Below are 12422 nucleotides of genomic sequence, written 5' to 3' on the forward strand. Positions count from 1 at the left end.
CGCACACGGGCAGGATCAGGCGGTGTAGTTCTGGGCGGAGAGGAACCAGCCCTGCTGCTCGAGCTGCTGGGTGTAGTCCTCCAGGATGCCGCTGGAGATCGGGTCCTCGGCATCGACCTCGGCGTGGACAGCGCGCAGGGTCTTCACGACGGCGTCAATGGCCGAGACGATGTAGTCCACGGCCTCGTTGGTGATCACCTGGGAGACGGGGGCCTCGGGGACCGTCGTCTTGGCGGCGATCACCCCGGGGCGGCCGTCGGGAACAACATTGATAGCGCGCATGCGCTCGGCCAGCGCGTCCGACCCGGAGCGAGCAATGTCGACCACCTCGTCGAGGTTGAGGTGGAGGTCGCGGAAGTTGGGGCCGACGACGTTCCAGTGGATCTGCTTGGCCACCAGGCTGAGGGCGGTGACGTCCACCAGAGAGGCCTGGAGGTGATCACTCAGGGTCTCGGAGGCGGTGAAGGACATGCGGACGGGGGCGGAGGTGACGGTCTTAGTGCTCATGGGCTCTACCTTACTCTCGATCGGATCCAAAAAGTAATTCGTATGAGACTGGGCTCAGGCCCGCTCGCTGCCGGCGGCGTCCTGCCCGGCCCGCCCCTCCGTCCGCTCCTTGGCGATCTCGGCCTTGAGGGCATCCATGTCGAGATCGCGGACCTGCGCGATGAGCGCCTCGAGCGCCTTGGCAGGCAGAGCGCCGGCCTCGCGGTAGACGAGGACGTCGTCGCGGAAGGCCATGAGGGTCGGGATGGAGGAGATGCCCAGGGCGCCGGCGAGCTCGGGCTCCTCCTCGGTGTTGACCTTGACGAAGGCGATGTCCGGGTTCGCCTCGGCGGCCTTCTCGAAGACCGGGGCGAAGCGCATGCAGGGACCGCACCAGGAGGCCCAGAAGTCGACGAGGGTGATGCCCTCGCCCCGCACGGTCGAGTTGAACTCCTTGCCGGTGATAGTGGTCAGAGCCATGGGTTTGCCTTTCAGATCGACGACAGCCGATCAGGACAACAGATACCCCCAGCGTATATTCCGGGGGATCGTGCTCAGCCCCGGGGCTGGAGGTCGGCCCAGGCCTGGGGGTCGAGGCGCCGACCGGTGTAGAAGGGGGTGTCGACGCGCACGTGAAGGCGGGCCTCCGTGTAGCGCTGGTGGTGGATGACCCCCTCGAGACGGTCGAGGGTATCGGCCTCGAAGCTGAGGATCCACTCGTAGTCGCTCATGCCGAAGGCGGCGAGCGTCGAGCCCTTGACGTCGGGGTACTTGGAGAAGCCGTTGCGACCATGGGCCGCCATGATGCGGCTGCGCTCCTCGTCGGGAAGGAGGTACCAGTCGTAGGAGCGCACGAAGGGGTAGACCATGCACCAGTCGCGCGGGGCCGTGCCCGCGAAGCAGGCGGGGACGTGGCGGCGGTTGAACTCGGCGGGGGTGTGCAGGCCCATGCAGGACCAGACCGGTTCCAGGTGGCGGCCGAGAGCCGAGGCGCGCAGCCGGTGATAGGCGTCCTGGAGCCTGACGGGGTCGTCGTCGAGCCACCAGATGAGCAGGTCGGCGTCGGAGCGGAATCCGGCGACGTCGTACCAGCCCCGGGTGGTCACGCCCGCGGCCTCGATGAATCCCGCCGACTCGGCCACGATGCGGGCGCGCTCGGCGTCGTCGGCGGGCAGGGGCGAGGCGAGGCGCAGGACGGCCCACAGGGCATAGTGGTTACGGTCGTTGATGGCGTCGAAGTCCACGTCGACGGCGTCGCGCGGATCGCGGTGGGGGCGGCGCTCCTCATCCTCGAAGCGGTGGATGCCGGGGGCGGCATTGTCGGGCGCGGTGGTCATGAGTCCTCCTCGGAGTGGCGGGTGATGCGATGGTCGCGGGCGTGATCGCCGCCGCTGGGGCGGCAGCAGGAGTCGGGGCAGACGGTGTGGAAGGGGCCGGCGCCCGTCGTGCTGGTCGGGACGACGCTCTCGCCCCGGGCGACGGCGGCCCTCTCGGCCAGCAGGTCGGCCAGCGAGGTGACCAGGGCCGGGTGCGTGCCCGCGGTGGCGGCCCGCGCGTAGGGCATGGCCAGCGCCTCGGCGGTCTCGCGGGCCTCGATGTCCAGGTCGAAGACGACCTCCATGTGGTCGGCGATGAAGCCGATGGGCGCGACGACGATGCCACCGGGGGGCTCGGGCGCCGCGGCCAGGGCCGCGATGCGATCGTTGATGTCGGGCTCGAGCCAGCGGGCCTGCGGCGGGCCGGAGCGCGAGCAGTACGCCAGGTCGAGATCGGGCGGCGAGTCCAGGCCCAGGCGCTGGGCGAGGACCGGCAGCAGGACGCGCGCCAGCCCCAGGTGCTGCTCGACGTAGCTGATCTCCGTGGACAGGTCCGCCGCGACGCCCGGCTCGCGGACGGGAGGCGAGCCGGGTACTGAAGGCGGGCACCGGGGATCGAATGCTCCACTCTCAGCGCCGAGGCCGCCCCCTGGCGCGGAGCCGCGCTCCATGGGGACCGGGATCGAGTGGGTGACGAGGATGAGGTGGACGGCCTCAGCGGGGACCCCTTGGGCTGCGAGCTCGTCATAGGCGGCGACGATGGCATCGGCGCTGGCCCGGAGCATGCCAGGGGTGTTGTAGAAGGGCCGGGTCTTATCGACCACCATCTCGACCGGCCCGCCCCCGGCGCCCCCCACGCGCGCGGCGGCGTCGGCCTCGGGGCCCCGGCCCGTCGCCCCGTCGGAGCCGACGGCGAGGAGGTCGAGCGCGCCGGCCAGGTCCTCGCGGTACTGGCGGCACCCGGAGTAGGAGCCGTAGGCGGCGGTGGTCATGGCGAGGACGCGGCGCGCCCCGGCGTCAGCGAGCCCGCGCAGGGCCTCGGAGACGAACGGGTGCCAGTTGCGGTTGCCGATGGCCACTGGCAGGCGCGAGCCGCGCGCGGCGAGCTCGGCGCGCAGGGCCCCCAGGAGCTCGGCGTTGCGGGCGTTGATCGGAGAGACGCCCCCGAAGCGCCGGTAGTGGACCGAGACCTCCGCAAGGCGCGAATCGGGCACGCCCCGGCCGGCGGTGGCGTTGCGCATGAAGGGCAGGACGTCGTCGGGTCCCTGGGGGCCGCCGTAGGACAGCAGGAGGACGGCATCGTAGGGGGCGAGGGGATCACTCATCGCGCCTCCTGAGCGGGGGTCGGCGCGGGCGCGTCGGGGCCGCCGATGGCCCCCAGGACCATGGGGAGGGCGGCGAGGTAGTCCTCGGCGAGACCGGCCTCCCCCGCAGTGCGGGCGGCCTGGCTGGGAGCATGCATGAGGGCGGCGGCCAAGCGCTCGAGGGCGCGCACGGCGTCGTCGAGGCCCACCCGCCCGTCGTCGGGGCGCAGGCGGGCCGCCTCGCGCACCACCATCTGCTCGGCGCGCCCTCGCAGCGCTCGGATGACGGGATCCATGCGGCGCCCGCCCATGAGCCGGTCGAGGGCGGCCGCCTCCTCGGCGACGATCGCCTCAGCGGCCTCCACCTGGGCGGTCTGGGCGGCGGGCACGGCCTGACGGATGCGGGGCAGGTCGATGAGGAGCGCACCGGGGGCGTCGGCGACGCCGGGGTCGACGTCGCGGCTGAGCGCGAGGTCGAGGATGACGAGGGGTCGGCGGGAGGCGCGCGGGTCCTGCGGGTCTGGCTCTCGCGAGGCACGGCGGGCCAGGGCGTCGTCGATGAGCCCGCGGGTGATGACGGGGCCGCCCAGGCCGCGGCAGGTGATGACGAGGTCGGCGCTCGCGAGGCGGTCGGGGAGCTCGTGGGGGCCGACGACGGCCAGGCCCCGCTTGCGGGCGAAGGCGGTGGCGCGGTCGGGCCCGGCGGCGCTGACCGGCTGCGGCTCCCGGGCGCGCCGGGCCGCTTGATCCGGCGGGGCGGCCCGGCGGGAGGAGTGGGAGTGGACGGCGATGTCGCGCACGCCCCTGTCGCGCAGCGCGGCAACGGTGGCGCCCGCGTAAGCTCCGGTCCCGACGACGACGACGCGCGCCCCCTCCAGGACCGGCATGTGCTGGGCCGCCAGGCCGAGGCCGACGGCGACGAGGCTGCGGCCCGCCCCGGCCAGGGCCGTCTCCCGGGCAACGCGGCGGGAAGCCGCCGAGGCCCGCTCGACGAGTCGGCACAGATCGGCCGAGATGGTGCCCTCCTCCGTGGCCCGGACGAGGGATCGGCGCAACTGCCCGGCGATCTCGCGCTCGCCGATGATCATCGAGCGCAGGCCCGCCGCCGTGGCGATGAGCTCGCGGTAGGCGTCGACGCCGCGGACGGCGCTGAGCCCGGCGGAGCCCCCGGGCATGCCCGCGCGGCGCTCCAGCAGGGCGCTCGTCTCACGCACGGCGAGCGAGGACTCCCCCGGTCCGTCGGGAGGGGGGACGGCGCCGTCCGGCTCATCGAGAAGGACCGCGAGACGGTTGCAGGTGGCCAGAACGAGCACGCCCCGCAGGCCCGGGACGGCGGCGAGGATATCGGGGCCGAGGCGCCGAGAGTTGCCCCCCAGACGGGCGACGACGTCGAGGCCCTGGGAGAGGTGGTCGGCTGAGAGGAGATGGATCGTCACAGTGCTTGAATTGAAGCACCGGTCCCGCACGCGCCCATAACGAATCCGGATGATCGGCTCAATAGCGAGCGGAAATCGTCATGTCGGCACGTCAGGAACCAGTGATGACATCGCGTCATCTCTCATTTCCCGCAATATAACGCCAGCAACCCGCCCTTCCCGGAAGGAGGCGCGACCAACGTCATGGACCATGGCGAGGCGGCCCCCAGCCGGGCGATCCACCATCAGCGCACCGCATCGCATCCCATGGGAGGCCCTCATTTCCACAACATTCGCTTGTTTTAATTCAACTGTCCGCGATGACGCCGACACCCTCCCCCCGCTCCTCGCGGCACTGGGCGGCACGCGCCCCAGCCGTCCTCCCGTGTGGTTCATGCGCCAGGCCGGCCGTTCCCTGCCCGAGTACCGGACGCTGCGCGAGCACGGTGCACGGGGCGCGGGCATGACGGGGATGCTGGGGGCCTGCCTCGACCCCGCCACCGCGGCCGAGGCGACCCTCCAGCCCGTGCGGCGTCACGGCGTCGACGCCGCAATCCTCTTCTCCGACATCATGGTCCCCCTCGCCCTGGCGGGGGTCGCGGTGCGGATCGAGCCCGAGGTGGGCCCCGTCGTCGACCACCCGATCCGCACGCCCGCCGACGTCGCCGAGCTCACCGCCCGCGCCCTGGGAGAGACTCCCACCGGCCCCAGCGGGCTGGCGGCGATCGAGGAGACCGTGCGCGCCGTCGTCGCCGAGCTCGGGGCCCCGGGAAGGCCGGGCGTCACGGGCGGAATGCCGGAGCGGGCACTGGCGGGCCTCGCCCACTCGCGCGGCACCTGGGGATGGACACCGCTCATCGGCTTCGGCGGAGCGCCCTTCACCCTGGCCGCCTACCTCGTGGAGGGGCGACCGAGCCGCGACCACCTGGCCGCGCGCACACTCATGCGCTCCGACCCCGCATCCTGGGACGCGCTGCTGGACTGGTGCGCGCAGATCACGGGCGAGTTCATCGCCCTGCAGATCCGTGCCGGGGCCAGCGCCGCCCAACTCTTCGACTCCTGGGCCGGGGCCCTCAGCCCGGAGGACTACCGCGAGCGCGTCGCCCCCCACTCGGCGCGCGCGCTGGAGATCGCGGGTCGGGCCATTTCCCCCACCGCGGGCGGGCGCGTGCCGCTCATCCACTTCGGCACGGGCACCGCCCGCATCCTGGCGGACATGCGCGCCGCAGGGGCCGACGCCGTGGGCGTGGACGACCGCACGGATCTGGCCTGGGCGATCAGTGAGCTCGGAGGCGAGGGGGCGTGCCCGGTGCAGGGCAACCTCGACCCGGCGCTGCTCGCCGCGCCCTGGACGGCGCTCGGCCCCGCGGTCGACGCCTGCCTGGAGGCGGGGCGCGCCGCGCCGGGACATGTGCTCAACCTCGGTCACGGCGTCCCCCCGGCCACCGACCCGGACGCGCTCACCCGTATCGTGGCGCGGGCGCACGGCGACGAGGAATGGGAGGGCACTGCCCTCGCGGGCTGGAACGGCTGGGTCGGCGCGCCCGGGGCCCCGGTGCCCGGCACCGGGAGTGATCGCGCGTGAGCGCGGCAGGGGCGGGCGGAGCGCACCCATCTCCGCCCTCACCGCCGCCGGAGGCGGACGCGCTCGTCGTCGGCGGGGGCGTCGCGGGGCTGACCGCGGCCTGGGAGCTCGCCCGCGCGGGGCTGCGCCCACTACTCGTGGAGGCCCGCGGGTACACCGGCGGTCTCATCGCGGGCGGTGAGATCGGCGGAGTGCCGATGGACCTGGGCGCCGAGAGCGTCGTCCTGCGGGGCGGGGCCGTGACCACCATGCTCGACGCCCTCGGCCTGGAGACCACCGCCCATCGCGGGCGCCCGAGTCTCTTCCTGCCGCCCATGGCAGGGGCGGGCCCGGCGGTCACCGGCGCCGGGGTGCCCTCCTCGGGCGGCTGGGCCCTCCATCCCTTCCCGCGCGAGGCGATCCTCGGCATCCCCGCCGACCCGCTGTCCGACGACGCCGTCGCGCTCCTCGGCGAGGCGGGGGCCCGCCGCGCCGCCCGCGACGGCGAGCTCGCCGCCGGCATCGGCACCTCCCCCAGCGACCCGCGCGACCTCGCCTCACTCGTGCGCGCCCGCATGGGCGAGGCCGTCCTCGATCGGCTGGTGCGCCCCATCGTCGCCGGCATCCACGCGAACGATCCCGCCGTGCTCGACGCCGACGTCGTCGTGCCGGGCCTGCGCGCCGATGTCATCCGCCTCGGCTCGCTCCAGGCGGCGATCCGCGCGCGGCTGGAGAAGCGGCGCTCCCGCCCGGCGGGACAGCGCGGCGAGGTCTGCGTCGTCGGCGGGATGCACCGGTTCACCGCCGCCCTGCGCGCGGCGATCGAGTTCGCGGGCGGGACGGTGCTCACCCGCTGGGGCGCACGGGGGATGCGCCCGGAGGACGGCCCCGGCGGGCATGGCCCTTGGCGCGTGGCGCTGACCCCGACGGGGCGGGGGGCGACACCGTCGGACGAACCCATCGCCGTGGGAGCGCCCCGCGAGGTCCGGGCGCGCCGCGTCGTCCTGGCCTGCTCGGCGCACGCCGCACTGCGGCTCCTCACCGGGGCCCCGGGGCTCGCCCCGGACACCCTCGACATCGCCATCCCCTCCGGCGCGCCGATCGCGCGATTGACGATCGTCGCCCGCGCGCCGGGACTCGCCGAGGCACCGGTGGGCTCGGGCCTGCTCGTCGCGCCGGCGCCCCCATCCTCAGCCCCCTGCCCCGTGGCGGCGAAGGCCCTGTCCCACCTGGACGCGAAATGGCCGTGGATCGCCGAGGGTCTGCGCGATCAGCACGGCGAGGGCACGGCCGCGCTACGGCTGTCCTACGGGCGGCCGGGCGGGCCGCGGCCCGAGCCCGCGCTGGCCGACGCTCTCGACGACATCGCGGCCCTGACCGGCGTACGAATCGATCTCGATGACGTGTTGGACCACCGCCTCGTCCGATGGGATGGGACACTTCCACCTGCGATGCCCGACTACCGGCAGCGCACCGCGCGCCTGGAGGAGGCCGTCGCGAGCCTCCCGTGCCTGAGCGTCACGGGAGCCTGGGTGGCGGGCACGGGGATCGCGGCCGTCGTCGCCCATGCCCGCGAGCGCGCGGCGGAGATGGTCGGGCCGCCCGGCGCTCGGAACGCTGAGCCCGGAGGAACAGAGGAGGATTGATGACATCCGCTATGCCCTCATCGAGAACGATCCGCTTGGGCACTCGCACATCAGCCCTGGCCACAGCCCAGTCAGGGACGATCGCCCGCGCTCTGGAAAGGGCCGCGGCAGCCGCCGGGGAGCGGGTGAGGGTCGAACTCGTGCCAGTGCGCACCCAGGGCGATGTCGATCCCTCATCCCTGGCGAGCCTGGGCGGGACGGGGGCCTTCGCCGCCGCGCTGCGCATGGCGGTGCTCGATGGCCGGTGCGACCTGGCCGTCCACTCCTTCAAAGACCTGCCGACAGCGCCCGTGGACGGATTGCGCATCTGGGCGGTGCCCCAGAGGGACGACCCGTTCGACGCCCTGTGCGCCCGCAACGGCTGGGACCTCGACGACCTGCCGCGCGGGGCGCGGGTGGGGACGGGCTCCCCGCGCCGGGCGGCCCAGCTCCTCCTGCGCCGCCCGGATCTCCGGATCGTCGATATCCGGGGGAATGTGCCGACGCGCCTGTCACGGGTCCTCGGGGCCGGGGTGTGGCCCGATGGGCCGCTCGGGGTGCGCCGGCCGGACCTGGACGGCGTGGTCCTGGCGATGGCGGGACTGATACGGCTGGGCCTGACGGCTCACGTCACCGAGGCCTTCGACGAGGACGTCATGCTGCCCGCGGCCGCCCAGGGCGCCCTCGCCGTGGAGGCGCGCATCGACGCCGACCCACTCCTCACGTCCTTGCTGGCCACTCTCGATCATGCTGTGACGCGGGCCGAGGTGGTCGCCGAGCGGGCCGTCATGGAGGGCCTGGAGGCGGGCTGCGCGGCACCGGTGGGCGTGCTCGCCCAGGTGGACGAGAGGGGCCTGCTCCTCGACGCCGCGGTCATCTCGGTCAAGGGAACGGAGGCGGTGCGTTCGCGCCTGCGGATCACCGACCTGGATGGCGCCGAGGCCCTGGGCCATCGCATCGCCTCCGACCTGCTGGGATACGGTGCGGGGGATGTCGCCGATCTTCGCGCGACGAAACCGCACCGGCCTGAGGCGGGGCAGTGAGGCACGCCCTGCGCGCTGCCGGGCAGGCCGGCCCGCTGGCCGGGGCGCGGGTGCTCCTGACCCGGCGGGCGGCGGGCGACCGCATCGCGACAGCGCTGGAGGAGGCGGGGGCGGAGGTCGTCGCGGTGGCGCTGACCGAGACCGTCCCGGGGGACTGCGAGGCGATGGCGCGGGCGCAGGAGCGTCTGGCCTCCGGCGCCTACGCCTGGGTGGTGGTCACGAGCGCGCGGGCGCCGGCGGCGATGAGCCTGGCGGGCGCTCCCGCCTCGACGCGCTTCGCCGCGGTCGGCCCGGGCACGGCCAGGGCATTGGAGGAATCGATCGGCCGGCGGGCGGATATCGTCGCCGACGGCGGCGCGGCGGGCCTCCTGCGAGAACCCCTCCTGGCCGGAGGGCCGGAGAGCTCCGGCGCACACGGGGAGAGCACGCAGGACGCGAGCAGCGCGGAGCGCCCGGAGGGGCGCGGGCGCCTGCTGCTCCCGGCCTCGGCGATCGCCGACCCCGCGCTGGCCGACGGCCTTGGAGAGGCGGGATGGCTGGTGGAGGCCGTACCCGCCTACTCGACGCGGACGGCCCCGGCCGACTCCCTGCCGCCCGGTCTCACCCGGGCCTGGGGCTCCCCCGCGGACCCGGCATCGGGCGGCTTCGACGTCGTCGTCCTGCTCGCGGGCTCGGGCGCCCGGGCACTGCACGAGCTCCTGGGCCCACCACCCGCGCGGCCCGCGAGCATGGGGCGCCGCACCGCCGTTGTCGCCCTCGGGCCCTCGACAGCGGCCGAGGCGGCCCGGCTCGGGCTCGGGCCGGACGCCGTCGCCGACTCCCCCACGCCGCACGGCGTCCTGAGTGCCGTCAGCGCCGCCGTCTCAAACATCACGGGCCCGCGCTCCACCCGCCCGCACCACGCACCGACTCCGGAGGAGCCCTCATGACCCAGCCAGTCCTGCCGAACCCGCTCGATCCCGCGACCTCACCGGCCGCCAGCGTCCTGACCAGCAGGGCAGTGCCCGCGCCGGAGCGGCCCATCATCCGGCCCAGGCGGCTGCGCGCAACGGCGGCGATGCGCGCGCTCGTGGCGCAGACGCGCATCGACCCGGCCCGCCTCATCCAACCGCTGTTCGTGCGCGAGGGCATTGATGAGCCGCGCCCCATCGAGGCGATGCCCGGCCTTGTCCAGCACACGCTCGACTCGCTGCGGCGCGAGGCGGCGGCCTGCGCGGCCGCGGGTATCGGGGCGATCGACCTGTTCGGAGTGCCCGAGCGCCGCGATGAGACCGGGTCCGGCGCCTGGGCGGCCGAGGGCATCCTCAACCGGGGCGTGGCGGCGGTGCGCGAGGAGGTGGGCGACGCGCTCGTCGTGTGCGCGGACACCTGCCTCGACGAGTTCACGAGCCACGGGCACTGCGGCCTGCTGCGCCCCGAGGGCGATCCGCGCGCCGGCGAGGTGGACAACGACTCCACGTTGGCCTGCTACCAGGCGATGGCCGTGGCGCAGGCGGAGGCCGGGGCGCATATGGTCTCCCCGTCGGGGATGATGGACGGGCAGGTCGCGGCGATCCGGGCGGCCCTGGACGCCACCGGGCACGACGACGTCGCGATCCTCGCCTACTCGGCGAAGTACGCCTCGGCGTACTTCGGGCCGTTCCGGGAGGCGGTGGGCTCCACGCTGACGGGTGACCGGCGCACCTACCAGCAGGACCCGGCCAACCGCCGTGAGGGCCTGCGCGAGGCGATGCTCGACATCGCCGAGGGGGCGGACATCGTCATGGTCAAGCCCGCGGGCCCCTACCTCGATGTGCTGGCCGACGTGGCGGCGGCGAGCCCGGTGCCGGTGGCGGCCTACCAGGTCAGCGGCGAGTTCGCGATGGTGGAGGCGGCGGCGCAGCACGGCTGGATCGACCGCGAGCGCGTCATCGCCGAGTCGGTGCTGGGGATCATGCGGGCCGGCGCGGACACGGTGCTGACCTACTGGGCCCGCGAGATCGCCGAGGGACTGTGAGGCCAGGACCCGGCGGGCCCACGGGTTGAGCACCGTTGACCCCGGCCCAGTTGCTCTCCGCGCCCCGTGCTCTCCCCCGCTCCCAAGCGCGGGGCCGAGCGATTAGGCTCATCCCCGGAACCCGCACGCCAGGAGGCCCGCATGCCCGATACCACGGCCAACAGCACCAGCACCGCAGCCGGCCCGACGAGCACGGCCCTGTTCGAGGCCGCCCGCGCCATCATCCCAGGCGGCGTGGACTCCCCCGTGCGCGCCTTCGGCTCCGTGGGGGGCGCGCCGCGCTTCATCGCCTCGGCCGGCGGGGCCCGCGTGCGCGACGCCGAGGGCCGCGACCTCGTGGATCTCGTGGGCTCCTGGGGGCCGGCGCTCCTGGGCCACGCGCACCCGGAGGTGGTGGCCGCCGTACAGGAGGCCGCCGCGCGCGGGCTGTCCTTCGGCGCGCCCACCGAGTCCGAGACCATCCTGGCCGAGCTCGTGCGGGACCGCGTCCCGGCGGCCGAGCGCATGCGCTTCGTGTCCACCGGCACCGAGGCGACGATGACGGCGATCCGCCTGGCGCGCGGCGCCACGGGCCGAGACGTCGTCGTCAAGTTCGCAGGCTGCTACCACGGGCACAGCGACGGCCTCCTGGCGGCAGCGGGCTCGGGCGTGGCCACGGGCGGGCTGCCGGGCAGCGCGGGCGTGCCGGCGGGCATCACGGCGCTGACGATCGTCCTGCCGTACAACGACATCACCGCCCTCCAGGAGTGCTTCGCCGAGCGCGGGAGCGAGATCGCCGCGGTCATCGTGGAGCCGGCCCCGGCGAATATGGGGATCGTCCCGCCCGAACCCGGGTTCAACGAAGAGATCCGCCGCCTGACCGCCGCCAATGGCGCGCTCATGATCGCCGATGAGGTCCTCACCGGCTTCCGGGTGGGGCCCGCCGGCTTCTGGGGCCTGGAGGCCATCGACGGCTGGTCCACCGATCTCCCGGATGGCGGCGCGGGGGTGGCCCCGTCGTGGCCCGGGGCCGACTGGCGCGAGCGGGCCGCCTGGGTGCCGGACCTGCTGACCTTCGGGAAGGTGATCGGCGGGGGGATGCCGCTGGCCGCCGTCGGCGGGCGCGCGGATGTCATGGACCTGCTGGCCCCGATCGGGCCCGTCTACCAGGCCGGAACCCTCTCGGGGAACCCGCTGGCGACGGCGGCCGGGATCGCGACCCTGCGGCTGGCCGACGACGCCGTCTACGCCTCCGTGGCCTCCGCCTCCGCGCGGATCCAGGCGGTGGTCTCCGAGGCACTGACCGCTGAGGGCGTGGCGCACCGGGTCCAGCGCTCCGGCTCGCTGTTCTCGATCATGCTGGGCGCGGATGCCGCCGAGCGCGGAGTGCGGGACTTCGGACAGGCGCAGGCCCAGGAGACGCACTGGTTCCCACCGTTCTTCCACACCTTCCTCAACGCCGGAGTGGCGCTGCCGCCGAGCGTCTTCGAGGCCTGGTTCGTCTCTGCGGCGCACGGCGCGCCGGAGATCGAGGCCATTGCGGCCGCCGCCCCCACGGCGGCGCGGGCAGCGGCGATGGCCGGCGCGGGCGCTCGCCTTGACCGCGGTCGATGAGAATGGCGGGGTTTGAGGATTGCTTTTTCCGACGCAGCCACTAGGCCATCTGTTATCGCAGGTCAGAAGTTTATTGCGAC

The 12422-nt window shown here is 74.4% G+C and carries 11 protein-coding genes; 6 read left to right on the forward strand and 5 right to left on the reverse strand.

Features of this window, described 5'->3' with window-relative positions; all coding sequences use genetic code 11:
- Positions 1–15: 15 nt before the first annotated feature.
- From B1H50_RS02665 to B1H50_RS10055, 5 genes are all read right to left on the reverse strand, one after another.
- Positions 16–507, reverse strand: coding sequence for a Dps family protein (locus B1H50_RS02665; protein ID WP_080462233.1), 492 nt, complete (start codon positions 505–507; stop codon positions 16–18).
- A 54-nt stretch (positions 508–561) separates the two neighbouring features.
- Complete coding sequence (gene trxA, locus B1H50_RS02670) at positions 562–966, reverse strand: thioredoxin (RefSeq protein WP_080462234.1); 405 nt, start codon at positions 964–966, stop codon at positions 562–564.
- A 74-nt stretch (positions 967–1040) separates the two neighbouring features.
- Positions 1041–1823, reverse strand: coding sequence for a hydrogen peroxide-dependent heme synthase (gene hemQ / locus B1H50_RS02675; RefSeq protein ID WP_080462235.1), 783 nt, complete (start codon positions 1821–1823; stop codon positions 1041–1043).
- Positions 1820–3127, reverse strand: coding sequence for a ferrochelatase (locus tag B1H50_RS02680; RefSeq protein ID WP_080462236.1), 1308 nt, complete (start codon positions 3125–3127; stop codon positions 1820–1822). Before B1H50_RS02680 ends, hemQ begins: the two co-directional genes overlap by 4 nt.
- Complete coding sequence (locus tag B1H50_RS10055) at positions 3124–4542, reverse strand: glutamyl-tRNA reductase (protein WP_080462237.1); 1419 nt, start codon at positions 4540–4542, stop codon at positions 3124–3126. The genes B1H50_RS02680 and B1H50_RS10055 overlap by 4 nt, the downstream gene beginning before the upstream one ends.
- A 259-nt stretch (positions 4543–4801) precedes the next feature.
- Here B1H50_RS10055 and B1H50_RS02690 point away from each other — a divergent pair, with 259 nt between their 5' ends.
- The 6 genes from B1H50_RS02690 (at position 4802) to hemL (ending at position 12342) form a co-directional block, all read left to right on the forward strand.
- Entirely contained in the window at positions 4802–6106 is a 1305-nt protein-coding gene (locus B1H50_RS02690; protein WP_373284808.1) for a uroporphyrinogen decarboxylase, read from the forward strand.
- Positions 6103–7731, forward strand: coding sequence for a protoporphyrinogen/coproporphyrinogen oxidase (locus B1H50_RS02695; protein WP_080462239.1), 1629 nt, complete (start codon positions 6103–6105; stop codon positions 7729–7731). Before B1H50_RS02690 ends, B1H50_RS02695 begins: the two co-directional genes overlap by 4 nt.
- Positions 7731–8753 carry a hydroxymethylbilane synthase gene (gene hemC / locus B1H50_RS02700; RefSeq protein ID WP_080462240.1) on the forward strand — a complete coding sequence of 341 codons (1023 nt, stop codon included), beginning with the start codon at positions 7731–7733 and terminating at the stop codon, positions 8751–8753. Before B1H50_RS02695 ends, hemC begins: the two co-directional genes overlap by 1 nt.
- The gene (locus tag B1H50_RS02705; protein ID WP_080462241.1) at positions 8750–9682 is read left to right on the forward strand and encodes a uroporphyrinogen-III synthase; all 933 of its coding nucleotides are present in this window, start codon (positions 8750–8752) and stop codon (positions 9680–9682) included. The genes hemC and B1H50_RS02705 overlap by 4 nt, the downstream gene beginning before the upstream one ends.
- Complete coding sequence (hemB, locus tag B1H50_RS02710) at positions 9679–10749, forward strand: porphobilinogen synthase (protein ID WP_080462242.1); 1071 nt, start codon at positions 9679–9681, stop codon at positions 10747–10749. Before B1H50_RS02705 ends, hemB begins: the two co-directional genes overlap by 4 nt.
- A gap of 141 nt (positions 10750–10890) precedes the next feature.
- Entirely contained in the window at positions 10891–12342 is a 1452-nt protein-coding gene (gene hemL, locus B1H50_RS02715; RefSeq protein ID WP_080462243.1) for a glutamate-1-semialdehyde 2,1-aminomutase, read from the forward strand.
- Positions 12343–12422 lie beyond the last annotated feature (80 nt).

It is taken from the genome of Actinomyces gaoshouyii (assembly GCF_002072175.1).
GTDB lineage: Bacteria > Actinomycetota > Actinomycetes > Actinomycetales > Actinomycetaceae > Actinomyces > Actinomyces gaoshouyii.